20 protein-coding genes and 1 tRNA gene are annotated in these 25,243 nt (G+C 40.6%); 10 read left to right on the forward strand and 11 right to left on the reverse strand.

What is annotated here, in order from left to right; all coding sequences use genetic code 11:
• Positions 1–3: 3 nt before the first annotated feature.
• The 3 genes from AC1DDK_RS09310 (at position 4) to AC1DDK_RS09320 (ending at position 2,644) form a co-directional block, all read left to right on the forward strand.
• On the forward strand, positions 4–996 hold the full coding sequence (locus AC1DDK_RS09310) for a YihY/virulence factor BrkB family protein (protein WP_172663356.1): 993 nt from the start codon (positions 4–6) through the stop codon (positions 994–996).
• Between the two features lie 94 nt (positions 997–1,090).
• A tRNA-Ser gene (locus AC1DDK_RS09315) sits at positions 1,091–1,180 on the forward strand.
• 246 nt (positions 1,181–1,426) lie between these two features.
• Entirely contained in the window at positions 1,427–2,644 is a 1,218-nt protein-coding gene (locus AC1DDK_RS09320) for a site-specific integrase (RefSeq protein WP_337714909.1), read from the forward strand.
• A gap of 628 nt (positions 2,645–3,272) precedes the next feature.
• Here AC1DDK_RS09320 and AC1DDK_RS09325 read toward each other — a convergent pair.
• The 7 genes from AC1DDK_RS09325 to AC1DDK_RS09355 form a co-directional block, all read right to left on the reverse strand.
• A complete protein-coding gene (locus AC1DDK_RS09325) occupies positions 3,273–3,509 on the reverse strand; it encodes a hypothetical protein (protein ID WP_288879975.1) in 237 nt (78 codons plus the stop codon).
• A gap of 96 nt (positions 3,510–3,605) precedes the next feature.
• Entirely contained in the window at positions 3,606–4,151 is a 546-nt protein-coding gene (locus AC1DDK_RS09330) for a biliverdin-producing heme oxygenase (protein WP_288879977.1), read from the reverse strand.
• 51 nt (positions 4,152–4,202) lie between these two features.
• Positions 4,203–5,624 carry a TolC family protein gene (locus AC1DDK_RS09335; protein ID WP_337714911.1) on the reverse strand — a complete coding sequence of 474 codons (1,422 nt, stop codon included), beginning with the start codon at positions 5,622–5,624 and terminating at the stop codon, positions 4,203–4,205.
• A gap of 14 nt (positions 5,625–5,638) precedes the next feature.
• Positions 5,639–8,815 (reverse strand): efflux RND transporter permease subunit, encoded by a 3,177-nt coding sequence (locus AC1DDK_RS09340; RefSeq protein WP_337714912.1) that lies wholly within the window; start codon positions 8,813–8,815, stop codon positions 5,639–5,641.
• A gap of 17 nt (positions 8,816–8,832) precedes the next feature.
• Positions 8,833–10,065 carry an efflux RND transporter periplasmic adaptor subunit gene (locus AC1DDK_RS09345; protein WP_288879984.1) on the reverse strand — a complete coding sequence of 411 codons (1,233 nt, stop codon included), beginning with the start codon at positions 10,063–10,065 and terminating at the stop codon, positions 8,833–8,835.
• A gap of 2 nt (positions 10,066–10,067) precedes the next feature.
• On the reverse strand, positions 10,068–10,595 hold the full coding sequence (locus AC1DDK_RS09350) for a DUF420 domain-containing protein (RefSeq protein ID WP_172663375.1): 528 nt from the start codon (positions 10,593–10,595) through the stop codon (positions 10,068–10,070).
• A gap of 210 nt (positions 10,596–10,805) precedes the next feature.
• On the reverse strand, positions 10,806–11,393 hold the full coding sequence (locus AC1DDK_RS09355) for a TetR/AcrR family transcriptional regulator (protein ID WP_172663376.1): 588 nt from the start codon (positions 11,391–11,393) through the stop codon (positions 10,806–10,808).
• A gap of 375 nt (positions 11,394–11,768) precedes the next feature.
• On the opposite strand from AC1DDK_RS09355, the gene AC1DDK_RS09360 reads away from it, so the two are divergent.
• The 4 genes from AC1DDK_RS09360 (at position 11,769) to AC1DDK_RS09375 (ending at position 14,190) form a co-directional block, all read left to right on the forward strand.
• A complete protein-coding gene (locus AC1DDK_RS09360; protein ID WP_337714914.1) occupies positions 11,769–12,116 on the forward strand; it encodes a rhodanese-like domain-containing protein in 348 nt (115 codons plus the stop codon).
• An 88-nt stretch (positions 12,117–12,204) separates the two neighbouring features.
• Positions 12,205–12,666 (forward strand): hypothetical protein, encoded by a 462-nt coding sequence (locus AC1DDK_RS09365; protein WP_172663378.1) that lies wholly within the window; start codon positions 12,205–12,207, stop codon positions 12,664–12,666.
• Between the two features lie 38 nt (positions 12,667–12,704).
• Complete coding sequence (locus AC1DDK_RS09370; RefSeq protein WP_216854498.1) at positions 12,705–13,067, forward strand: DUF3817 domain-containing protein; 363 nt, start codon at positions 12,705–12,707, stop codon at positions 13,065–13,067.
• Positions 13,068–13,128: 61 nt separating this feature from the next.
• Complete coding sequence (locus AC1DDK_RS09375) at positions 13,129–14,190, forward strand: cytochrome-c peroxidase (protein WP_337714916.1); 1,062 nt, start codon at positions 13,129–13,131, stop codon at positions 14,188–14,190.
• 366 nt (positions 14,191–14,556) lie between these two features.
• Here the strand turns inward: AC1DDK_RS09375 and AC1DDK_RS09380 are convergent, their stop codons facing one another.
• A complete protein-coding gene (locus AC1DDK_RS09380; RefSeq protein ID WP_288879995.1) occupies positions 14,557–15,012 on the reverse strand; it encodes a hypothetical protein in 456 nt (151 codons plus the stop codon).
• A gap of 316 nt (positions 15,013–15,328) precedes the next feature.
• Here AC1DDK_RS09380 and AC1DDK_RS09385 point away from each other — a divergent pair, with 316 nt between their 5' ends.
• From AC1DDK_RS09385 to AC1DDK_RS09395, 3 genes are all read left to right on the forward strand, one after another.
• Positions 15,329–16,231, forward strand: a complete 903-nt coding sequence (locus AC1DDK_RS09385) for a DUF6263 family protein (RefSeq protein ID WP_288879997.1) — start codon at positions 15,329–15,331, stop codon at positions 16,229–16,231.
• Between the two features lie 427 nt (positions 16,232–16,658).
• Positions 16,659–17,438 (forward strand): DUF2490 domain-containing protein, encoded by a 780-nt coding sequence (locus AC1DDK_RS09390; protein ID WP_337714918.1) that lies wholly within the window; start codon positions 16,659–16,661, stop codon positions 17,436–17,438.
• A gap of 268 nt (positions 17,439–17,706) precedes the next feature.
• Entirely contained in the window at positions 17,707–18,483 is a 777-nt protein-coding gene (locus AC1DDK_RS09395; protein ID WP_288880000.1) for a hypothetical protein, read from the forward strand.
• A gap of 384 nt (positions 18,484–18,867) precedes the next feature.
• Here the strand turns inward: AC1DDK_RS09395 and AC1DDK_RS09400 are convergent, their stop codons facing one another.
• The 3 genes from AC1DDK_RS09400 to AC1DDK_RS09410 are packed head-to-tail and all read right to left on the reverse strand — an operon-like array spanning position 18,868 to position 25,153.
• The gene (locus AC1DDK_RS09400) at positions 18,868–19,998 is read right to left on the reverse strand and encodes a TlpA disulfide reductase family protein (RefSeq protein WP_288880002.1); all 1,131 of its coding nucleotides are present in this window, start codon (positions 19,996–19,998) and stop codon (positions 18,868–18,870) included.
• A 44-nt stretch (positions 19,999–20,042) separates the two neighbouring features.
• Positions 20,043–21,638: a RagB/SusD family nutrient uptake outer membrane protein gene (locus tag AC1DDK_RS09405; RefSeq protein WP_288880004.1), complete on the reverse strand. Its 1,596-nt coding sequence runs from the start codon at positions 21,636–21,638 to the stop codon at positions 20,043–20,045.
• 11 nt (positions 21,639–21,649) lie between these two features.
• Complete coding sequence (locus AC1DDK_RS09410) at positions 21,650–25,153, reverse strand: TonB-dependent receptor (protein WP_288880006.1); 3,504 nt, start codon at positions 25,151–25,153, stop codon at positions 21,650–21,652.
• Between the last annotated feature and the right edge of the window lie 90 nt (positions 25,154–25,243).

Here is a 25,243-nt window from a genome sequence, read left to right on the forward strand (position 1 = left end):
TAGATGGAGTGGGTTCATAAGCAACTTTTAAAAATCAGGCTTTATTCCATGTTTATTAGCTGGACAAAAGTTTGTGTTTTGCCTGGTTTTAGTCCGCTACCAATTTATACTGTTGCCACATTCTTTTTTAAAGAGATTGGCAAAGACTCTCTAGTGAATAAGGCTTCTTCACTGGCATATAATTTTATGCTGGCCATTTTCCCTGCCATCATCTTCTTATTTACACTGATCCCCTTTATACCCAAGAAAATCGGTTTTCAAGATCAACTGATGAACCTGATTATTTTGGTTTTGCCAGAAGATGCTTATAAAGCTTTTAGCACTACGCTTGATGAAATTGTACATAAGCAGAACAGTGGTTTGCTGTCGTTCGGATTTATTTTATCGTTATTTTTTGCAACTAATGGGGTGCATAATCTAATGATGGCTTTTAATAAATCATCGTTGATCATTGAAACACGTAGCTGGGTAAAACAACGCTTAATTGCCGTTTTACTAACCCTTGTGATTGCTTTTTCTGTAATTACTTGTATTATAGCAATGGCAATTGGTGAAATTGCATTAAACCGTATTGAAACCACACTTAACATTAAGGCGAGTTTTACAACATTTGCTATCCAGCTTACCAGATGGGCACTGTTAGGAATATTATATTTTGTAACGATTTCTATCCTTTACAGATACGGACCGGCTCATGCCAAGAAATGGAAGTTTTTCAGTGCCGGTTCGTGGCTGGCTACTATACTCGCCTTTATCTCTGTATGGGGTTTCTCTTTTTACATTAATAACTTCAGTTCATACAATAAAGTTTATGGTTCTATCGGTACACTTATCGTTATTATGATCTGGCTTTATTTAAATTCTCTGATACTTTTGGTAGGATTTGAGCTAAATGCAAGCGTAGATCTGTCGAAAAGGAGTGTAAAAATCATCAGACCTAACTTCAATTTATTCAAAAAAGCGGCTCCAATAGAGGATAAACTAGGGAAAAGATAAATTTTTCTCACTCATTTTTAGCACGTTATCACTTTTAACCAGAATTATCTAAATCTGAATTTGCAAAATCAAGTCGTATTTGTACTTTTGTCGCGGAGAGTTGGCAGAGTGGTCGATTGCGGCAGTCTTGAAAACTGTTGACTTGTCAAAGGGTCCGCGGGTTCGAATCCCCCACTCTCCGCCAAAAAGGTGTCAAAACCAACAAAAAGCCTGCAAATCGTATGATTAGCAGGCTTTTTGCTTTTTAGGACATGCCAAAATATGTATCAATTCTCATCTCATAAGTGAGTGATTCGGTGAGTAATTTGGAAAATGAAAATGACTCACCGAATCGAACACATCAGACTGATAATCAACATGTTTAATCAACGAACATCTTGTGAAAAAGTACCTGCAAAGCTAAATTTGTTAACCATTAATGTAATGCATTATGAAAACCAATTTCAGCTTACTCTTCTATATGAAGAAGCAAAAGAATTATCAATCAGGCAACGCCCCTATTTATCTTCGGATTACCGTGGATGGAAAACGTTGTGAAATAACCACTGGCCGATGCTGTGATCCTCTACAATGGAACACAACTTCAGGCCGCTGCAATGGCAAAAAAGATGAGGTGAAATCCTTGAATGCTTACCTGGACGATCTCCAAAACAAAGTATTCGAAGCACATCGGCAATTAACTGAAAAAGATGACACCATCACCGCCGAGAAATTAAGAGATCAGTTCCAGGGCAAGGTAGCGAAGCAACGCACCTTAATTGACATTTTTAAAGACCACAACCAAAAGATGGAAGCACTTGTAGGAAGAGAGTTCTCTAAGGGCACAGCTGAGCGTTACAGGACATCTTTAAAACATACTGTTGAATTCTTACAATGGAAGTATAAGATTAGCGACATCGACATCAGAAAAGTTAACTTCGATTTTATAACTGAATACGATTTTTATTTGCGATCCGTCCGAAAATGCGCTAACAATTCAGCTGTGAAATACTTGAAAAACTTCGGTAAGATTATTCGCATTTGCCTTTCTAACGGATGGCTTGTGGTTGATCCATTTGCACGGTATAAAAACAAGATTAAAAAGGTGGAGCGCGTTTACTTAACCGAACAGGAAATAGAGAGCATGGCCAATAAGGAACTTGCGTCGGAGAGACTGGAACAGGTAAGAGATATCTTTTTATTTTGCTGCTTTACAGGCCTCGCCTATATAGATGTTAAAAATCTAAAAAGCTGCAATGTTGTAACTGGCGTAGATGGCGACAAATGGATCTCCATAAAAAGGCAAAAAACCAATACTCCATCTCGCATTCCTTTGCTTCCAGTAGCCTCTGCCCTTCTAAATTCATATCGCGATAACCCGACCTGCTTAAATACCGGAATGCTATTTCCAGTTTCAAGCAATCAGAAAATGAATAGCTATCTTAAAGAGATTGCAGATTTCTGTGGCATCAAGAAACCAATTACCTTCCACATTGCCAGGCATACATTTGCAACAACCGTCACCCTGTTAAATGGAATTCCTATAGAAAGTGTCTCAAAAATGCTGGGACATACTAATATTCAAACCACTCAACATTATGCCAAGATACTCGACATTAAAGTTGGCGCTGATATGGCTCTTATAAAAGAGAGATACCCTTCCATTTAAAAGTGACATGTCTTTATTTGGTTAGAAAAGGGATGTGCGTGGATGCGACATCCATTTCTTTGTTTTAAAGAACATATCAACATATTAATCAGTCGCTTGCGTGTATATTTCGCAGATAGTAGACACTTCATTTCGGGCCAAACTGTGCACCCGAACTTCTGCCTTTAATTTCGGGAGTTATCTTTGCCTTTAGACCAAATATATTCAAATCCCGAAAATTCACCCTTATCCATTTTTTAGAAGAGCTCTTTTATTTTTAGCGTCTTGACTGATGACGGATAGTTTCAAAGGCTATTTTTGTGACCTGAGAGGAGATCGTGACCTCAGTTTTTGATAAATCTATGTACCTGAAGAAGTCTTCATGGATTGGCTTCAGAATTTTGCAATGAAACGCAATTAAAGGCAGGCTAATTAATTTTTATGACCGAAATGAGGTATCATTCCATAGTGCTTTTCTTGAGGCTAAAAACGGCTTAAAATAAGCCGACTGACCATTTTTCAACGAAATCAACTGATCATTTTGGGCCGTAATATGAGGCCACGTTCCGCGAAAGAGGTGGCCACATACGGAATAATCCCCAGGGCTGTCAACCAAATCAGAAATTTCGGAATCCGGTCATCTTATTAGTTAAGGCCAGTAAAGGTTAAACACTTTGGAAATTATCTTCCATTCTCCCTCAACCTTTAATAATGACAAATATATAACCTTGTCACTTACGATTTCCTTACCTTCTAGCCGCAATACCTTTTCGCTGTCCTCAAGATCAATATTGATGCACAGATCCTGAAACAGATTACTAAGCAGGCGGGTTACAGCCAGAAACTGACTTCTACTATTAATATTTGTACGGTATATAATTACCATTTTAGTTTTTTTAACGATCAGTAAGACCTTTCCATTATGTTATCAATTTAAGGGTGATGAAAGTTAGGACTAACCTAATTGTCAGTCCCTGTTTTCCTATTGCAGGAAAACATTTGTAAAATGTGAGAAAGTTTGGTTTGCCGCCTCTATGGCTTCTTGCTCGGAATCTTCATTAATATATCGGTCGAGCACTGAAACAAAGGATGCCCATTTAGCGCCGGTTTCTGAACCATATCCCCTAAAGAACGAAATACCATCTGTCACCCCACACCGAGCCAGCATCTGGATGATAATTGTACCACCCATTATAGAACCTTCCATTACATACAGCGCGCCGAACGCTTTAACTGTATTGTCAATGGGGGGAACGGTCACTTCCGGTAGCCCCGTTAGTATTTCTCCCAGGCCTTTGATGTCGTTCGCAAGGCTGATCGCGTGTCTGCGCTCAGCATAGTCCGGTAGCACTTCATCCGAGATATAAGGCCTTATGGCCTGCTCCAGGCAGTTGAAATAAGCATAAAAGATTTTCAGAAGACTCGCGTAGTCTTCTTTATTGCGGATAGTCTTTAGTTGAGATATTACCAGTTTTTCCAATTGCTGATGAGCTACCGTAGTATGTTTTCTTAATTCTTCGTGTATCATAATACTTTAATTTTATAGTTGAATAATAAATGTCGACCAACTCCATCCCGATCAATCTGTACCGCCGCCCAAGCTGCGATACAGATCAGCTATAGCAGATAATTCCTGCCTCTTGACAGAAGCCAAATCAAGCTCACTTTGGAGTGCGTTTCCCTGTGCTGTAATTACCTCCAGGTAGTTTGCCATACCATTTTGAAAAAGCGAATTGGCATTTGCAGTCGCTTGCTTAAGCGTTGCAACACGTTTAGCCGCAATAAGGTGCTGGTGTTTTAATTTTTCGATCCTTACCATCGCATCGGATACCTCACCAATTGCTTTTACTACGGTTTGCCGGAAAAGGATAACTGTTTTCTCCCGCTCCATATCGGCTAATTTATACTGTGTACTTAATTCCTTATGCTGAAGCAATGGCTGTAGGACACTTGCCCCTACAATGCCGAAGAGTGAGCCGGGAATATTGAACCAATCACTTGCTTTCAGTGCATTAACACCGCCACTGGCAGTAATCCGAAGTGCAGGATACATTTGAGCCTTATTGATTCCTACTTTCGCATTCGCGATGACTAAGTCTAACTCACGGCTCCTGACGTCTGGCCTCCGGCGGACCATAGCTGACTGAACACCCACTGAAAGCTCGTCAGGAAACTTGATTTCATCGAGGATGGCGTGACGGTGGATGCTCCCTGGCAGTTGGCCAGCAAGGATATGCAGCGCATTTTCCTGCAATGCAATCTCTTGTTCAAGTTGCGGAATAAGCTCTGCCGCTGTAAGTTGCTGCGCTTGCGCCTGCTGAACAGCCAGGGAGGTAACCTGCCCGGCATTATATTGCACGCTTACTATGTGCAATGTACTGTCATTTAACGCCATGTTACGCTTTGCGACCCGCAGCTGTTCGTCCAGCATGAGCAGGTTGAAATAACCTTTGGACACGCTGGTAACAAGATCAGTCTGCAAGATTTTTCTTGCTTCATCACTTTGCAGATAGGCAGCAAGAGCCGATTTATTAGTATTGCGTATCCTTCCCCAGATATCAGCTTCCCAAGAGAGAGTTGCGCCGGCAGAATAATCCTCGATATGATTGGAGCCTAAAAACTGGCTGGCGGTCATACCGTTGAGGCTGTATTTCGACGGATTAATGGTGTTGGCCGTGGCATTGAAGTCAAGAACAGGCACATTGTTCCACTTTGATTGTCTTACAACTTGGTGCGCTTCTTCTATGTTTTTAAGCGCGATACTCATGTCAAAGTTTTTTTTCAGGGTGCTGTCGATCAGTACCTGTAATACTTTGTCTGGGAAAAAGTTTTTCCATGGCAGAGTACCTATACCCCCAGTGTCTTTTGCCGCCTCCTCATTGAAGGCAATCGGCAATTCCGGTTTGGGGACCTGTACATCTTTAGAGATTTTACAACTAGCAACCGTAAAAAGCAACCCGATAACTAGGATGATCCGATTATTTTTCATTGAATTTTTCATGACTTAAATGCTTTTTAGTTGATTGCTTCAGCTTCGAATACCTGTTCAGGCTTGGGTTCCGAATGAACCTTCTTGCTAGTGACTTTTTCATGCAAGGCTTGGAATACTACAAACAGAACCGGTATAATAAATAGTCCCAGGACGACCCCACTTACCATACCTCCGGCCGCACCGATACTGATGGAGTGGTTGCCCATGGCGGATGGACCGGTAGCCCTCATCATAGGGGTAATACCTGCCACAAATGCAATTGATGTCATAATAATCGGACGAATGCGAAGTTTAGCAGCCCCCAGTGCAGATTCCACCAGTGTGTAACCAGCATGTCTGCGCTGCGCTGCAAATTCCACGATTAGAATAGCATTTTTTGACAACAGTCCGATTAACATAATAAGAGCTACCTGGACGTAGATATTATTATCAATGCCCGTTATACCAATTGCGATGAAAACTCCGATAATACCAGTAGGCACGGAAAATACTACTGCCAAAGGAAGAATATAACTGTTATATTGGGCACACAATAAGAAGTACACGAATAGTAATGAGAGGATAAAAATGATCACCGATTGGCCGCCAGAAGAGATTTCTTCTCTCGTCATTCCGGAAAACTCATAGGAATAACCTGAGGACAGCATGTTTGCGGCTACTTCTCGAACTGCTTGAATTGCATTTCCAGTACTATAACCAGGTTTTGGCACGGCATTCACGCCTATTGAATTGAAAAGGTTATAACGGGTAATCGCTTCGGGTCCGTATACCCTCTTCAACCTTACGATTGTATTAACAGGTACCATGTCACCTGTTTTATTCTTTACATAAATTTCATTCATGGAGGCTGGATCTGCACGTTCTTCCTTATCTGCCTGTACCATGACCCGGTAATATTTACCGAATCGATTAAAGTCTGAAACCTGGGCACTACCGAAATAGGACTGCATCGTGCTTAACACATCTTTTTCATCAACCCCGAGTTGCTCGATCTTTTCATGGTCAAGGACCATCTCATATTGGGGATAGTCTGCACGAAATGTGGTGAACGCAACAGCGATTTCTTTGCGTTTCATTAATTCGGTAATAAAGCGGTTCGCAACTCCACCAAATTTATCCAACTTACCGCCTGCCTTATCCTCCAGAACTAAATCAAGTGCATCAACATTGCTGAACCCCGGCACCGTCGGAAAAGAAAACACGAAAATTTGTGCACCTTTAATAGTGGCAAGGCGCTTTTGCAATTCAGCAATATTTGCACCGACATCGTTAATTTCACCACGTTCGCCATCTTTTTTCATTCTGAAAAAGGCAACGCCAGAGGATGGACTTGTTGAATTTGTTAGTACATTAAAACCTGCGACTTCGTTGAAGGCAAATTTTGCTTTCATATCTCTCACTTTATTAGCCGCTTCATCAAGAATTGCCTGTGTTCTGTTCATAGAAGAACCTGGCGGAAGATTCACCGATATAGCGATAAACCCTAAATCTTCCGACGGAATAAAACCTGTAGGTGTTCTGCGAATAAGCCATCCAGTAATTAGAACTATAAGTACGAGTCCTCCAAGACTAACCCACCTAAACTTGATCATTTTTTTTACCGCTCCCACATATTTACCAGTTACATTTTCAAATCCTTTATTGAAAGCAAAGAAGAATCTCTGTTTGAAGCTTGTTGGTTTTTCGTGGTGATCATGATTCACATCTTTCAATAATAAGGCACATAATGCTGGGCTCAGGGTTAGTGCATTCAATGCAGATATGACAATAGCAATTCCAAGAGTAAACGCGAACTGCCGGTAAAATACACCTGCTGAGCCTTTCATAAAGCCAACCGGGAGAAATACAGCCGCCATTACCAAGGTAATTGAAATGATCGCACCTGTGATTTCATGCATGGCGGCCATGGTGGCTTTCTTTGGAGTAATGTTCCGATGCTCTAACTTGGAGTGCACTGCTTCGACAACCACGATGGCATCATCCACGACAATGCCGATGGCTAATACAAGGGCAAATAAGGTCAGAAGATTGATGGAGAATCCAAAGACAGACATAAAGAAGAAGGTGCCAATAAGAGCCACAGGGACAGCTATTGCGGGGATTAGTGTTGACCGGAAGTCCTGCAGGAATATATATACTACGATAAAAACGAGGATGAATGCCTCAATCAGAGTATGCTTGACCTGATCGATGGATTGATCCAGCATATCCTTTGTATTGTAAAGTATTTGCTGTTTAATTCCCGGTGGGAAATCCTTCTCCGCTTTTTTTAGAAATTCAGCAACCTTGGTCTGTATTTCCCTTGAATTGGAGCCAGGCAATTGTATAACCTGGAACAGAATACTTTGTTTGTCGTTTACTGTGTTTAGCGAATTGTAAGTATAGCTACCCAATTCAACCTTAGCGACGTCCTTGAGTTTTAACATACTCCCATCAGGATTTGATCTTATGATCATATTCCCATATTCCTCTGGTTTGGTATACTTTCCTGAATATTTAAGGACGTATTCAAAAGAGCGGTCGCTTGACTCTCCGAATCTTCCAGGAGCGGCTTCCTGGTTTTTGCTTTTGACAGCTGCCATCACCTCGGTTGGGGTGATATTGTAAGTGGCCATTTGTGCTGGCTTAAGCCAAATTCGCATGGAGTAATCCCTGTTGCCACCGTACAGTGTTACCTGCCCAACTCCTTGTATACGTTTAAGCTCAGGAATAACGTTGATTTGCGCATAGTTAGTAAGATAAGTTGCATCATACAACTTAGGCTTTTCACTCATTAGGTTAATTGCCATAATGAGTGAATTCTGTACTTTTTGAGTAGTGATACCAGCCTGAACCACTTCCAGTGGTAAAAGTCCGGTTGCTGATGACACGCGGTTTTGTACATTTACAGCCGCCTGGTCAGGATCAGTACCTAACTTAAAATAAACTGAAATGGTTAAGGTTCCATCGTTACTCGAAGTGGAACTCATATAGGTCATGTTTTCGACCCCATTAATTGCTTCCTCCAATGGTGGCGCTACAGCGCGTACCATTGTTTCCGCATTTGCGCCGGGATAATTGGCTGATACCTGTACAACAGGTGGGGCTATATCAGGGAATTGTTGTATGGGTAGATCCATAAGGCCTACCGCACCGAGAATTACCAGCATAATGGAAACCACCGTGGCGATAACCGGCTTATCGATAAAAACTTTTAACATGATTTAATAATTAGGGCTTAATTGCTAGCCAGGTTTTCGTTAGATTTTTCAGGTTTAACAGACATGCCATCTTTGAGGGATTCCAGTCCTTTTAATATTAGACGGTCACCTGTCTTTAGACCATCGGAGATATAATAGGTATTTCCAATTGAACCGGAAATGGTTAAAGCTACTTGTCGGACCTTATTGCTTTGATCAACTATATATGCAAAAATTTTGTCCTGCATTTCGAATGTTGTTGCCTGAGGTATTGCAACTACGCCAGCTTGTTTAAGCCCTAGTTTAATCCGGCCTGAATTCCCAGATCGAAGCAAACCTTGTTTGTTGGGAAAGGTTGCCCGCAGAGTGATTGCCCCAGTAGATTTATCGAATGCGGCATCCACCATATCTAATTTGCCGGGTTGTGGATAAGTAATACCACCGGAAAGCACCATGGTTACTGCTGAAGTATTTTTTAACTTTTCTCCGATAGAGGTGCCCTTCAAACCATCTTTAAAGGCAACAAAGTCAGCTTCACCAACAGAGAAATAACCATGTACTTCCGTGTTATCAGATAGATAAGATAATGGTTGCGTATCTGATGGGGCAACCAGGCTGCCGGTTTTCTTACCAAAGCGACCAATATAACCGCTTACCGGAGCTTTGATTGTTGCAAAACCCAGAGTGATTTTCGCATTTCCAGCTTTTGCCAGCGCTTGGATTTCACGAGCGGCCGCCGCATCGTAAGCCGCCTGTGAAGTTTGTAGTTGATATGGAGAAACCACTTTATTTTGCACGAGCGCCGTAAGTTTTTTTACTTCGATTTTTGCCGTTGCCACGTCTGCCTTGGCAGCCAATAATTCGCCCTGGGCATTGTTATATTCTTCCTGGTATGGGCGGGTGTCAATCTGGAAAAGCGGTGTTCCTTTTTCGACATAAGCACCTTCTTCTACAAATATTTTTTCCAAGATTCCTTTGACTTGCGAGCGAATCTCCACATCGGTCTGCCCTTCAAGTTTTGCCGGGTATTCTGTATAAACCACCGCATCGGTCTGGTTTACTATTGTCACAGGAACTTCAGGTACAGTCGTGTTCTGTGCCTGTTGGTTCCCCAGTGTACAGGAAGAAAATATGATAGCTGGAATTATCATTCCATGTAACAGATTTTTTTTCATAAAGAATTGATTTGATAAATTAGAAATGTGTGATAAAATGAATGGTGAGCCAAATTTCACCGATATTTTTTGCGGGATCATGGGTATTGCTATCATGTTTAATGGTGGTAATAAGGCGAAATAAGTAAGTAGACAAGAACACCCGTAAAACTGACATACAACCAGATTGGCATCGTCCATTTGGCAATTTTACGATGCCGGTTAATCTGATTGTTTAATCCGAATGCCATTGTAAATAGCGCAAGAGATACGATCAGCGCAGCCAGAAAAACGTGGGTAAGCAAAACAAAAAAATAAATTCCCCTCAGTATCCCGTCGCCGCCATATTTAGTAGAAGGCGTGGAAAAATGATAAAGCAGATACGAAAACAGAAACAAGGATGTAAATGAAAACGCAAGGAATACAAATGTTCGGTGCAGGGGTATCTTTTTATGACGTATCGCAAATAGCGCAATCATCAAAGAAAAAAAGGTCAGGCCATTTAATATAGCGTTGAGCAGTGGAAGCTTTGAAAAATCGTATCCCTTCAATGAAGAAATCTTGGGTAAGAAAAAGGCCAGCGCGATTAGACCATTGATAGCAAGGGTTAGCACCCATATAAGAGATTTATAATTTCTTTGTTGCATTAGTTTAAGAATAGGGTTGTGATGGTTGGTCGTGTTAGCATCAGAGAATGGCAAATCATCCAGAACATGAATGCATCGAAGAAAAGCTGTAACAAAAATTGATTGGGGCAGGCAAAACATACCATTTGGTATGTTTTTGAGTATGCAAATTGTTTGATCATAATTGGTATCATTTATAACATACTATTTGGTATGTTTTTACTCAAAAAATTATTCCAAAGTATCTAGGTATCTTCGAAACTCATTCAGAAATGAAGTATAGTAGGTTTTACCCAATAATTTACCCATATTTCTCACGCCATGGTAAAGGGTTATTACATTCAATGCAATCTGCTTGGCATCATGTGCCATGCCCAGCTGACCTGCCTGTTGACCTCTTATGATCTCCGCTTCGATAGCTCGTTTCCATTTGTTTAACGACTTTATCAAAGCCGTCCGAAATGCTTCAGACAAAGGCGCCATCTCCTGAATAAGGTTCACCGCGGGACAACCATGCTCGACCGTCATAAAGGGATGTTCAAAAAGCAATCCATTGATCATTTCGTAAATATTGTCCCTGAAATCAGAGCCAGCTGAAAGAGACTTTTCTATATGTGGCCAAATCTCATCTTGCATCGCTTCACTGATCAGCGCTACGCCCATTTCCTCTTTGTTTCGGAAATGGTAATAAAAAGCGCCCTTGGTAACCTTTGTTGTAGCTAGGATATCGTCGATACTTGTCGACTGATAACCCTGCTTGTAAATTAACTCAAGCCCTCTTCTGAGAATATCTGATCTTGTCACTTCTGCTTTTGACATAAACATACTGATTAGTATGTCGCAAAGATAGATACCTTTTATTGAGATTCTCTGTTTTTTTCTGTCATCAATAAGTAAAAGTAGGGAGCGACAAAATTGCCTCCAATTGTGTTAAAACAAAAGAATCAAAAACAAATAGGCATATGACTCACCTCTGTCTAGGGATAAATGTTTTGACGGTGAAATGACTTAGTGATATATTATAAGTGGGATATGTTTTAATATGTTTGTAAAACATACTAAATGGTATCTTTTTTTTAACTCAACGCGAATAAGGTTTTTTTGACGGTAATAGAGAACTATGGAAAAGAATAAATTTGGCTTAGAACATACCATCCAGTATGTCTTATTTAGTGACTTTAAAAATAATGTAATATGAAATATTTTGTATTCCTCATCATGCTTTTAACCGTATTTGGCATCTATAAAATTTTCAGTTCATCAAAAACTGATAACAGGATGGATAATCTGTTTTCCCAAAATCCAGTAATCCCGGATGTCCGAAGTGTTTCGGAATTTGAAACAGGGCATATCAATGGCACTATAAATATACCATTGAATAGCATCGAAACTATTTCATTAGCTGGATTCGATCAGCGCAGGCCGGTTATTACCTGTTGTTCTCATGGGGTAAGAAGCATTCTGACGGTACAGGTGTTGAAATCAAGGGGTTTAAAAATGTATACGATGGCGGAGCATTGCAGGATTTGGCCGGCCGTATGAAAGCCCAAAATCGCCAAACATCAAAATAGCTGATGCATTAATTGCCTTTCATTTAGTTAATAATTTCAAATAATAACCTAACCATTATATGTATTATACCCTCCTTGTTTTTCATTCAGTTAGTCGATGGTTTGTATTAGGCAGTTTGATATACGCCATAATCACTGCATATCGCGGATTATCCCGGAAGCAGGCTTTCACCCCAAAAGCCAATGCTATCCGACATTGGACAGCGACTATCGCGCACATACAGTTATTAATCGGAATGGCGATTTATGTGCAAAGTCCTGCCGTGCTTTACCAAACATTTGGTAGTCCTGATAAGGTAGTGAATGAACAGATCTTCTTCAAGTACTTTCATATTTCCACGATGATATTAGCTATCCTCATCATTACCATTGGATCTGCAAAAACCAAACGTTTGAAAGAAGACAGCGCAAAATATCAAACTATGCTGCGCTGGTTCACGGCTGCGCTGGTGATTATATTCATTGCCATTCCATGGCCATTCTCACCGTTGGCGGGGAGACCTTATTTGCGCACATTCTGAACGATAATTATATTTTTTCAAATCTTAAAATTTTCACTATGCACTTCATCGATCAAATTTTCAAAACACAGGTGGGCCGCTTACGACTAATCAGTTATCTTGAAGGTATTTCTTTACTACTACTGGTTGGTGTGGCGATGCCGCTCAAATACTGGGCGGATGAACCGCTCATGGTTAAAACTATGGGACCCGTACACGGCGTCCTTTTTCTTTGGTTCATTTTTACCACCATTAGTGTGGGCGTCGAACAGCACTGGAAGTTCAAACATACCACTTGGAAAGTCCTGATTGCATGCATTATTCCATTCGGTACATTTTATATCGACCGGTACATTCTCAAGTCTGCTGCCGAGACCGAACTGAAACGTCAGCAATCACCTGAATCAGAAACAACAGTATGAAAATAATTACAAGCCACAATGAAATGCTATTTACATACTCTTATAATGGATTCTCCGCTGAATGAAAGCAAAAACAAAGATTTTCGGTATTATAGCCTTTATTAATCTCGTTCTTTTTCTGGTAGCGTATAATATCCGGCCAATCAAAGTTAATTACGATGCAAAAGAAGTTCAGCTTAAATTTACTGTTCCCCCAAATTTCCCGCAACCTGGGAGCCAGTATGATCAGCACTTTGTAACTCCGGCAGGATTTAAACTTGGCAGGATTCTTTTTTATGACCGTGCGTTGTCGATAGACAATTCCATTTCTTGCGCGAGCTGTCATCAGTCATTTTCCGCTTTTTCAGATCAAAATAAACATGTAAGCCAAGGCTTTAAGCAATGCTCTGGAACAAGAAATACGCCTGCACTTTTCAATCTGGCCTGGCAAAAGGAGTTTATGTGGGATGGCCGCGTCAAACTGTTCCAATTGTCATCGCATAACGCAATTATAAATCCTTGCGAAATCGCAAACAGCATGGCAGGCGCCGTAGAAAAACTGAGGGCGAATGGTCATTACACTGATCTTTTCCGGAATGCGTATGGTTCTGTAGATATCGATTCGGCAAGACTGCTGAATGCACTTACTCAATTCATGTCTATGCTCGTTTCGGCTAATTCACGTTATGATAAGTATAGGAGATACGAACAAGGAGGTGTTTTCACAACTGATGAGAAAAATGGTTATATTCTGTTTAGGCAAAAATGCAGTGCCTGTCATAAAGAGCCCTTATTTACAGATCTGAGTTATCGTAACACTGGGTTGGACCTGGTATCAATTGACCGTGGAAGAGACAGTTCGACACACCTGGCAACAGATGTTGGGAAATTCCGTGTACCCTCCTTAAGAAATATAGAAGTTACTGCACCTTACATGCACGATGGTAGGTTTGCTACACTGGAAGATGTTCTAACACATTATGCAAATGGCGTAAAGCGCAATACTCACTTAGATGAACAGTTACGACATAACGGCACTTTAGGTCTTGCATTATCCAGTAGTGATCAACATAAAATTATCGCTTTTTTAAAAACGCTAACCGATAAGGAGTTTCTAACAGATGTAAGATTTCAAATACCATGATTAATTAAAGTTGCTTAATATATATTTCCGGATAAACAAATAACAATTCTTCGCACAGGAACGCAAGAACGGATTAAAGAACCGGTAAGATGGAGATTAGACAGACTGCTGGAGATTATTGATGAAAGGAAACAGCTTTAAGTCCCCTGTCATTCCATCCATCCTGCATCACGCAATCTGTCCACTATTGCCTCAGTATCGTCGAGACCGTATCGCTCCTTAGTCACACTTTTCTCAGTTGGCTATCTCCAATGCACTCCCCATTTACCCATAATACAGATAAAAGCCATTAACATAAATATGAATACCATTCAAGCTGCCCTGACTAATCATAGCCACCCTACCCTCATCACCATAAGCGCAGCTTTAAACTTTATCCCCTTCATCCCTCAAGACCGAATATTGAGTAACAGGATGTGTCGTTTTAATCCTCTGGAATAACATGCCAGAATCGTTACGATGATAATCAGCTATTCCCCAGGCTAAATATTGCGTTATCATCTCCTGAAACACACCCGTATGCTGGTAGCAGTGCCATTCCTCAACATAAAACACATAGGTGAACAGTTGATGCCCTTTATAGCCCCTGATAGATAAGTAAGTATTGATATCTCCTGCATCACAGTAATCCACCCGGTCATAAAAAGTCAAAAGATGCTTTATTATCGCATTACGCAGCGAACGATATTCGGCAACATTAATCACATACTTTTCTTCCGGATTTACACTGGTATTAATTACAAGATTGCCATCCCCAGGCAATTCATTAACAGGTACTGAGGGCTTGAAATAGTACTTTTCATCTAATATCGGTGTTTCCATACGTAAAAATCGAACCACAAAATTACTAATATTTTTAGCAAAAACATAAAATAAACAGAAGAAATATATCCGGCTCTTCCCCAATTTTGGTGGTTAAATCGATTTTCCTATTTCCTTCCTCCGAGATAGATCTTTATTAAGTTCGAAAAGCATCTTTTAATGCCTGATGCGAGTTGACGTTTTATTCCACCACCAAAATTGGGGAAGAGCCACTTTTAGCGAAATGTACACTTAGCTCTTCCGCTAATAAAAGAAAATCAATTTTTGGGGCTGTGATAGTTGGAATTTTCTTATCTTATCATCCAATTAACTCCTCATGAAAAATTTAACACTACTGGTCCTGACCTCAACCATTCTTTTCGCTTGTAAAACTCCTCCTGAAAGAATTCTGATTAAACTCAATAAAGGTCAGAAGTATGAACAGCGCATTGTTTTAAAATCTACCATCACTCAAACAGTTTCAGGAAGGAAAATGAGTACTTCCACAACTTCACAAGGTCTAAATCGTTATGAAGTACTTGCAGTAGATGATAGCGTTTATACATTTCAAGTCACATATCAATCCATGAAAGTCCATATTGAGGTGGACGGTGGTCCAACAACTCAATTGAAAACCCCTACAACAGCAGTATTAGAAAAGCTTAAAGGGCAGTCCTATCAGGTGAAGGTAACCAATACTGGTCGGATTGTGGCAGTCATCGGGGCTGATTCACTGTTTTCAAAAGTGACAGCCAGTATCGCTGGTCTTACCGAAGAAATGAGAGCCAAGTTATCACAAAACTTCATTAAAGCTTACGGAGACAGTGCGATTAAAAGTGGTAACCTTCAATATGCGAATATTTACCCTCAAAAGATAGTTAAAGGAGGCGATACATGGAGGATCCAAAGAGCAGGGGGCGGAGATATCTTATCACCGGCAATAGACGCAATTTATAAGATGGATAAAATTACCAGTCACGAATATCTTGTCAGTATGAAATCTAAGTTAAGGTTGGGGAGCGATGTAAGTTCCAGCCCCTTATTTGGGCTTAACATGTCCGGCATTATGGATTCAAAGAATAAAATTGATAAGGAAACCGGTCTAATTACAGAATCAAAAATAAAACAAGATATGATCGGTAGCGCAACGATACTAGCGGGAACACCCGCTATGATAGGAGATTCTATCTTGATGCAAATCAAAGGCGAAACTACATTAATAAACACCCTGATCAAATAAATGAGTCCGCCTGCGTTAACTATCAACAAAGATATGAGATCTCCAAAAACTTCAAGTCCAAGCTGAGTGGCGATTGAATTTACTCAAAATATTCTTAAGGTGGGGATTATTCCGCATGCGGCCACCTCTTTCGCGGAACGTGGGTCTTCGTCACTTTTGGTGAAATATACAATTTACAAGCCCGAGCTGATGCGACCTCAAATCTTATCCCTATACTTTTTTAAAAATTCATTACAATGCATGAGAATTTCATCGGGAGTTCTGTCTAAATTATGGACAGAAAAAATGACTTCCCAGTCTTTGCAGTTGCACTTTTTCCCATTGTAGACCAATTGCTCGGAGTAATAATTGAATAACAATTATTTGATCATGCTCTTTTGGAGAAGTGCGAATAATTCAGCTCTTTTGTCGACTAAATTGATAGACTTTGAAAAGACTCTTACTGCTGATATGCATAGCCACCATATCTACCAGCATTTACGCACAAAAACAACATAGCCATGGGGTGTTCTGGGGACGCCTCATTTTAGCAGACACGATCAACAGCAAACTTAAGTGGGAAATTTACCTGCAGAAAAGAACCCAGTCGGTAGGTACAGGCAATATTTTTGAAGCTCCGCATTTCATAAGCGTATGGCCCTGGCTGAACTATAAACTCACACCCAATACGAAGGTTTCATTATCACCAATTGCCTATTTCGACTCTCATGTATTTTATGATGGTCCTGAAGATGTCAAACCAGAGGGTGTTAAGGAATACCGGGTTTCTGCGCGTTTGGAGAATGAACAAAAGCTTAGGTTTTTCAATTATTCAAACAGGTACAGCTTAGAATACCGGATGCGTGACCTGGCTTATAACGGGGACTATCAGCCCAACTGGCGTGCCAGGTATCAAATCAGACTGGAGAAGCCATTGCTCAGCGTCCTTTCAAAAGACAAACCATTGTCGGTCTTTGTGTCCGAAGAGGTTTTTATCCAGTTTGGAAAAGCGGTTAAGAACAACCCCAATATATTTGATCAGAACAGGATCAGCGTAGGTGCCGGGTATGAAGTGTTCAAGAACGTAAAGCTAAGTGCCAGTTACCTGAATATTATTCAGCAGAGGATCTCAGGCAAAGATATAGACAATGCACACGCCCTATGGGTAGTCCTTGCATTTGAGAACCTGTTTTCCCAGTTCAAGAAAAAGCCTGGAACCAGAAAATAACCTTACCCATTGCCGCCGTTAAACGATGTAAAACGGCGGAGCCCTCATGAGAACCAGAAGTAAATAGAAAACACGAATAAACCTGCCATGAAAAAGTGTAAATCACATTTTTTTTCTTATATTTTTAGTGGTGGAACCTTCAGGTCAGGATTATGTCTCATCCACTGTATATTACAAGCGAAACGAATATTAGTTAGCAGCAGACGTTTCCTGTATGAAAATGACAGCAAACGCTCTTTGCTTCAACCATGAGCTTAAAATAATGGCTATGAAAAAGATGTTTTTTTTATTTATTCTTATATACGCCTTCGGCTTTCACCTGCAGGCACAAACTATATCAAGAGCGGGCTTTGATGTGAATGTTTACAATCCGTCAGCTAAACAATTCTTTGACCGGTATAAGAACATTGATCATATTGTCATTTTCTATGACAAAAGAGATATAGCAACAATAGAAATATTTTTCCGGGGTAAACCACAGCCTACTTTTGGAGAGCGTTACACGCTTACCTTTGATGGTGATCTCTATTTGTTTCGTAAAAAATATGGAAAATTTCCGTTCCCAAATCCTACAACAGCTAAGCTGACAAATTTTCAAGGAATCGGAAAAATAACTGATGTCAATGTTATTTACAACTTGACAACAACAATGCAGCGCGATTCTCTCGTGCATCATTTTAATTTTTACACATTCGAAGGAAATACCGAGCCTCTTCTTGGTCCTGCTGATTATCGTCCTACTTTTAAGGGTGATATTCTAAAATTGACAAAAAAACTCGAACAGGATTTTAAGAACTGGAAGCCCATTGCGATAACAGATTCTATGATCATCATTACGGGCTTAGTTGAGAAAAACGGCACAATTGGAAAATTAAAACTAATTGAGGGCAAACCTTCTGTTTATTCAAACAAAGTTTTGGAATTTATGAGTCGGGAAGCTACATCGTGGTTGCCAAGAGTAGATGGCGGTGGAAAAAGGCCTTGGAACGTCAGAATATCCGTACGGGTTAATAAAGATAATTCTATGAAGGTTTCTATATTGTGATGATTTGCGTTCATGTTGTACAATCCGGGAGGTGAAAAATTTAATAGTCGGACTAAAAGAAAAATCCTGCAAATCAAGGATTTGCAGGATTTATAAAGCTTTGATGATGTTTTTAGCAGAGACGGGCGGATTTGAACTTAATTCGTATCTGCGCTCCTGGTGCCACTTTCAGTGTCTTTTTAAGTGAGCCGCGAATGATGCAAGCTTTTAAATTTCTTACCAATCAGTTTTTCAGCCGGAAGACCGGCAATCCTCTAGAACATTTAGAAGTGATTCTCCCTATTATTAGAGGTGTTTACAGAACTAAGCGATGAAAGGATTCAACAAAACACATAAAAACAAGTCTAGCCATAAGAAAATGACACCTATATGCCTAACCAAGAACTACTTACCGGCTAAAATCGATTCCAGCTTTTTATGCAATTCCTCACCTCTCAGATCCTTGGCCACTACTTTTCCATCAGGACCAATCAGAAAACTAGCTGGAACAGATTTTACTCCATAAACTGCAGCTGCTGCATTTGCCCAGCCTTTTAAATCTGAAACATGATTCCAGGTTAAATCATCAGCTTTAATAGCACTCAGCCAGGCATCCTTTTTAGTATCCAGGGAAACGCCAAGAATTTCGAACCCTTTATCATGGTACTTGCGATAAGCGCTTACCACATTAGGATTCTCTTTACGACATGGGCCGCACCAGCTTGCCCAGAAATCGATTAACACATATTTCCCCTTGAAATCAGTTAGACTTATCATTTTCCCATCACTATCAGCCATTGAAAACAAAGGTGCAGGCTGACCTACTGCTGTTTTAGCATTAAGAATCAGCGCGTTATTGATTTGCTTTACAAATGAAGATCGTTTCACTTTTTCGCTAAGTAATGGCATCAGTGCCCTTGCATTATCAAAATAAGGATAGTTAATGTACCTCTCCAGAATAACAATCGCAGCTCCAACAGAACCTGAGTTGCGTTTTACATAAGCGTTAATGATGCTGTCGTTCATCGCGTTAAGCGCTTTAAATTCATTATCAAAAGCTGTTCTGGTGGCAGAATCCAGCTGAACCTTTCCACCCTGATTGGCTTTATCTAATCTCTTGTAAATCTCCCCTGCCTTAGCTGTAACCGGTTTCCAGTCTACTTTGTAAAAGCTCATATAAGTAGTGTTTTCGGGACCTCCGTTTATCTTCGCCAAGTACAATGAGTCTTTCTTTCCACTGAAGGTAATTTCTGCATTCTCAAGTAAAAACTGCGCTCCTTTTCCTTCATCTTTAATGTAAATTTTGCAGAAAATCGGTTCAGCAACCTTGCCTTTAAACTCGAATTTATGATCTATAACGGTTGATGAATCTATCGTGGAAACATCGTTATTGGAATGCTGCAAATAGACTTTACCGGAAGGATAGTCTGTCAAAGTCCCCTTAATAAGATACCCTGGTTTCTTCTGAGCAAAGGAGAAACTGATGGTCAGACATAAGATAGTAGAAAACAATACTTTTAATGTGATATATTTCATGGTTACTTTTTTTAAAATCGTTTATAATAAAATGAATTTTTAGTTTACCACCCGGTATTATTGGGTAGTAAGGCAGGATTTTTCTCCACTTCGGCCTGGTAAATCGGAAACAGATATAGCCGATCTGTAAAATTCCGTTGTACAACCGTTGTTTCGGTATACTGACGAGGTTCTGATCCGGTTTGGATAATACTAATCCCTTTTAATACTGAACCCAGATATTGAGGTCCCATTTTCCAGCGGCGGATATCCCAAAGACGCGTGCCTTCAAATGCAAGTTCAATATTCCTTTCATGCATAATTTTTTCCATCGTCAACCCGCCAGCAGGAATTTCCGGCATATTTACGCTGGGTCTTCGGCGCACCTGATTGATATAGCCCCTTGCTTCCTCCGTTTTACCTAGCTTAAACGCTGCCTCTGCAAAATTCAATAGAATCTCTGCATATCGAAACAGGATGTAATTCTGCCCTCCGCCATAGCTTTTGGAGGTATTCAGAGGATCAAATGTAGGCTCCTCCATTTTTCGAAGGGCATATCCTGTCGCCAATGTGGCAAAAGTCGGATTGTATTCGGATCCCAGTTTCAGATCCAGTTTCTTGCCCAGCCAGGTAGATCCATCGTAAAGTATACTGGCATAAAATCTTGGGTCCCGGTTATCGTATGGCTTATCCGGATCAAAGCCCGATCCCGCTTCACTGATTAACTTACCATTTTTCATCTCATACTCATTCACTATATTTTGAGTAGGCTGATTTAATCCGCTTGGCCCCGGGGGAACAAGCCCCCATGGCAAATTATAATGATGAACATGATAAGCCTGGAAATCTGCTTTATACTGATGATCAAAAATCACTTCCAAATTATTGTCATTGGCCTCATGAAAAAGTGTTTCATAATTGGCGAACAATCCGTACCCCGCCTTTCCAGCAATATCAACTACTTCTTTACTGGCATCATACGCAGCCGGCCAGTTGTTATCGTAACTTGCGGCATAAAGCAATACGCGGCTTTTTAGCGCCAGAGCTGCTCCTATAGTGACCCTCCCCACATTTGCACCGGTATACTTATAAGCAAGAAACTGCCCTTTATTAATATCATCTGTTTCACTCACAATGAATTTGACAACATCCTGATAAGAAGTACGCGGCACATTCAGGTTCTCGTTGAGGTCTTGCGCCTTTGTAATCAGCGGCACAGCACCAAAGTAATTGATCAGGTAGGCATAGTTCAAAGCCCTCAAAAACCTGGCTTCATCCCTTGTTCTGCTTTTATAAGCAACACTTGCCGGCAAGCGATCTATATTACCGATTAAAATATTGCAGCGTCTGATGGTAATATAGGCACTGTTATAGGCATTCTGAATGCCGAACGGCACACTTGAGGCAATAAATGTATTCTGATAGATACTTAGGTTACTGCTCGAATACAGCTGGTCAGTAAAAGCATCACGCATTGTACCGGCAAATTCTGTAGGAATACCTGCATAGAGGTTATTCAAAAACAGACCCGTCAGGGTAGAGTCCTTAAATACATCTTCGTCGCTGTACCTGTCAAGTGGCTGGCTGTTTAAAAAATCCTTTTTACACCCAAAAGCAAAGATGATTAAGGAAAGGCATATAATTATAGAATATCTTTTCATTTTAAAGAAGATTAAAATTTAACACTTAAACCAAGGTTGAATAACTTCTGAATCAGATAGCTTTCTGCACCGAATGAAGACACAAAGGATTCAGGATCTACATCTTTGAGGCTGGTAATGGTAAAAAGATTGGTCCCGCTAACGTAAAAGCGCGCGTTTGAAATCTTTAATCCACGCAATGCGCTTGCCGGAACGTTATAACCCAATTCCAGGTTTTTAAGACGCAGGTAAGAACCATCTCTTAGCCAGTAACTGGATATTTCTTTGTTGTTGGAGTTGTTTGAAAACAAGCGTGGATAGGAGGCGTCGGTATTGTCAGGTGTCCAACGATCCAGATGCTTTTCTGATGGCACGCTATTTCCTGCGAATGCCCATTCTCCCTGACCCGTCATATACTTCTGCACTTTAGCTGCACCCTGCAAAAGTATGCTCAAATCAAAACCTTTATAGCTCCCACCCAGGGAAATACCATAAACCATCCTTGGATAATCCCCCTTTCCAATTACTGTCCTGTCGGCACTTGTAATCTTACCATCGTTATTGATGTCTTTATACCTGATGTCACCGGGTGCAACGTTGGCATATAGAGGTGTTGGTCCGCTGGCTATTTCTGCTGCAGACTGGTATAAACCTTCGGCAACATAGCCCAGATTGGATGTTAAGTTACCTGAGGCAACATAAATGGATTGCCCAATTGAACTCTGATAAGGCAATAAACCACTTGCCTCTGGCATATAAATTACTTTATTGCGGTTAAAAGTAACATTAGGTTTAATAAAATAAGTTATTGCGCCCAATGTATTTTGGTGTTCCAGCTGGAATTCAAATCCACTGTTGTCAATGGTAGATAAATTCTCCCTTGGCAAGGTACCGCCAATGGTTGCCGGGATACTGAAACTCCTATCTCCAAGAATATTTTTTGTTCTCTTATAAAAATAATCAGCAGTTAACCCCAGCTGGTTATTAAACAACCTGGTTTCGAATCCAACATTCGTAATATTTGCTTTTTCCCAGGTAAAAGACACATTAGGAATAACACCCGGAACCAGGGCCTGAAGATTTGTATTGCCAAAGATATAGTACCCGTCAAGACCAGTTCCCAGTGTATAAGTGTTCAAATATAAAAACTGCCCAATCCTGTCGTTCCCCAACTGACCATAAGATCCTCTGATTTTCAGGAAATTAATTGCAGAGATATCCTTCAGAAAGGATTCTTCACTTAGCACCCAGCCTGCGGATATTGAAGGAAAGAAACCAAATCTTTTATCTTTTGGAAACACATCAGAGCCATCATAACGGAAACTAAATTCGAGGAAATATTTCTCGGCAAAGTTGTATGCCGCACGGCCAACCACACTTTGTCTGGCATTTCTAAAGGCAGAACCGTCATTGTCATCATTTGCAGGATCTCCTGCAAATATCTGATCAACCTGAGCTGAAGGATAATTCCCCCTGGAAGCCTGAAGCCAGTTTCCCTGATTTTCTGTTTGTGTATACAAAGCCAGCAGATCTAAACTATGCCTCCCAAATGTTCTTTTATAGTTTAAAGAAGCTTCAGCCAATACAGTCTGTCTTTGTTCCATCCGTTCTGTCAAAGAGGCTTTTGTAATGGATCCATTTATTCTGGTCACATAAGTACCATCATCATTTCTAATTGAAGTTAAATATGGCTTCGCGAAATTTTTGAAATAGGTTTGATACCTGTTATAGGAAAGTGTGCCTTTAGCACTAAGCCCCTCTATAAACGGAAAATTATAGGTTAACGAACCTACACCTTCCAATACATTAAGCTCTGTGTTCCTATAACCTGCCTCTCCTTTTGACATTAAATATGGACTTCCGTTAACCAAAGAAGAGAAACCACTCGGAATACTGATGTAGTTATAAGCCCCATTACTAAACTTGCTGGGGATTAAAGGAGAAATCATACGGTAAAAACTGGTAATGGCAGATCCCGCTGTTTGATCCTTTGTTTTTTCAAGACGGGCGTTGATGTTCAAACTTACCTTAAGGCTTTTTGAGATATCGGCATCTAAGTTAGACCTCAATGAATACTGCTTATAGCCGGAAGTTTCAAAGAGCCCCCTTTGGTCCAGATAACCGCCAGAAACAAAATATCTGGATTTGTCTCCCCCTCCATTTACGGAAAGATTGTGGCGCTGCTGAAAGCTACTGGCTCCCATTATTGCACTATACCAATCCGTATTTGCATACCTGTCAGGATCTGAGCCTGTTCGGATCACTTCCAATTGTTCAGGTGTATATCCCCTGTTTTGAGCAGGATTAAAGTTATTTTCATTGGTGTACATTTCATTTAACAGTGTTGCATACTGATAGCCGTCAACCAAATCTGCTAACTTTGTTGGTTTTTGCCAGCTGCCGTTGAAGGTATAATTCAATGATGTTTTACCTTTCTCACCACGTCTTGTCGTAATTAGAATAACCCCGTTTGCCGCCCTGGCACCGTACACGGCGGCTGTACCCGCATCCTTTAAAATAGAAATACTCTCGATATCGGAAGGATCTATATGCGGCAACGTTGCATTAATCTGACCTCCTGCTGCATTAACAGCCTCCTGAGGTACGCCATCAATAACAATTAAAGGCGATGAGTTGGTTGGCGAACTTATTCCCCTGATCAGTAACCTGGAATCATCTCTTCCAGGTTGTCCCGATCCCTGAAAAGCAATTAATCCCGGCAGGCGTCCAACCAGGGAATTGCTAATGTTGGCCGCGGGACTTTGCCTCAACTCCGCTCCGCTAACGGTTGCCACCGAACCAGTAATACTGCTTTTCTTCTGTGCAGAATACCCCAGAACAACTACCTCCTGCAAACTTCCCGGAGCAGCAACCATCGTTACCTTTAGCGAGGTTGAGGTTCCTACAGGCACTTCCTGTGTTTTGAAACCTATGTAGCTAAATACCAGTGTCTGGTTTCCGTCGGACGGGATCGTAATGTTAAAATGGCCATTTAAATCAGTTGCAGAACTGGAACTATTGTCACCTTTAACCATAATGGTCACCCCAGACAAGGGATTACCTTCATCATCCAGTACAATTCCGGTAACCTTAGCATCGGCCTGTTCGCCCGCAATCCCATGACTTTCTGCTCTGGCAATCAGAATTTTATTGTTTACTTCGCTAAAGGTCAACCCATTTCCCCTTAAAATCAGGTTTAAAGTAGCTTTAACAGACCGTGTATCTAAAGGAACGCTTAAGTTCTTTGCGTCTTTGATATCGCTGTTCCTAAAGATGAACCTAAAATTGGTTTGTTGCTCAATCTTCTTTATGGCCGATAAAACCGACTCATTTTTAAGTTCCATGGTCACCTGCACCTGAGCCGAGCCCTGCGCTTTTATATTGGAAGCAAACAGGATTTGGAAGGTTGTGGTTATTAAAATAGTTATAATTAGGCTTAAACGCATAATCTGACGAATTATATATCGCGACTTATTGGAGGCAGAAAAGCATAAATAGCTTTCAGCACCCTCTGCTGGTTTTGCAGAAAATTTCATAATTTTAAATGTTTAAATGATCCTCGAAAAATTGTTTATAACAATTTGCTCCAGTTAGCGCTAGAGCAAAAACAATCAACAGCTCCCTGT

This window comes from Pedobacter sp. 05T44, assembly GCF_056395985.1.

Bases quoted from the DNA above. Each gene is read 5' to 3' on its own strand.
- AC1DDK_RS09405 (WP_288880004.1), bottom strand. From the start codon at position 21,638: ATGAAAAGATATTCTATAATTATATGCCTTTCCTTAATCATCTTTGCT.
- AC1DDK_RS09325 (WP_288879975.1), bottom strand. From the start codon at position 3,509: ATGGTAATTATATACCGTACAAATATTAATAGTAGAAGTCAGTTTCTG.
- AC1DDK_RS09345 (WP_288879984.1), bottom strand. From the start codon at position 10,065: ATGATAGCAATACCCATGATCCCGCAAAAAATATCGGTGAAATTTGGC.
- AC1DDK_RS09375 (WP_337714916.1), top strand. From the start codon at position 13,129: ATGAAAGCAAAAACAAAGATTTTCGGTATTATAGCCTTTATTAATCTC.
- AC1DDK_RS09355 (WP_172663376.1), bottom strand. From the start codon at position 11,393: ATGTCAAAAGCAGAAGTGACAAGATCAGATATTCTCAGAAGAGGGCTT.
- AC1DDK_RS09310 (WP_172663356.1), top strand. From the start codon at position 4: ATGGAGTGGGTTCATAAGCAACTTTTAAAAATCAGGCTTTATTCCATG.
- AC1DDK_RS09340 (WP_337714912.1), bottom strand. From the start codon at position 8,815: ATGTTAAAAGTTTTTATCGATAAGCCGGTTATCGCCACGGTGGTTTCC.
- AC1DDK_RS09370 (WP_216854498.1), top strand. From the start codon at position 12,705: ATGCACTTCATCGATCAAATTTTCAAAACACAGGTGGGCCGCTTACGA.
- AC1DDK_RS09365 (WP_172663378.1), top strand. From the start codon at position 12,205: ATGTATTATACCCTCCTTGTTTTTCATTCAGTTAGTCGATGGTTTGTA.
- AC1DDK_RS09385 (WP_288879997.1), top strand. From the start codon at position 15,329: ATGAAAAATTTAACACTACTGGTCCTGACCTCAACCATTCTTTTCGCT.
- AC1DDK_RS09400 (WP_288880002.1), bottom strand. From the start codon at position 19,998: ATGAAATATATCACATTAAAAGTATTGTTTTCTACTATCTTATGTCTG.
- AC1DDK_RS09410 (WP_288880006.1), bottom strand. From the start codon at position 25,153: ATGAAATTTTCTGCAAAACCAGCAGAGGGTGCTGAAAGCTATTTATGC.
- AC1DDK_RS09330 (WP_288879977.1), bottom strand. From the start codon at position 4,151: ATGATACACGAAGAATTAAGAAAACATACTACGGTAGCTCATCAGCAA.
- AC1DDK_RS09335 (WP_337714911.1), bottom strand. From the start codon at position 5,624: ATGAAAAATTCAATGAAAAATAATCGGATCATCCTAGTTATCGGGTTG.
- AC1DDK_RS09320 (WP_337714909.1), top strand. From the start codon at position 1,427: ATGAAAACCAATTTCAGCTTACTCTTCTATATGAAGAAGCAAAAGAAT.
- AC1DDK_RS09360 (WP_337714914.1), top strand. From the start codon at position 11,769: ATGAAATATTTTGTATTCCTCATCATGCTTTTAACCGTATTTGGCATC.
- AC1DDK_RS09350 (WP_172663375.1), bottom strand. From the start codon at position 10,595: ATGCAACAAAGAAATTATAAATCTCTTATATGGGTGCTAACCCTTGCT.
- AC1DDK_RS09380 (WP_288879995.1), bottom strand. From the start codon at position 15,012: ATGGAAACACCGATATTAGATGAAAAGTACTATTTCAAGCCCTCAGTA.
- AC1DDK_RS09395 (WP_288880000.1), top strand. From the start codon at position 17,707: ATGAAAAAGATGTTTTTTTTATTTATTCTTATATACGCCTTCGGCTTT.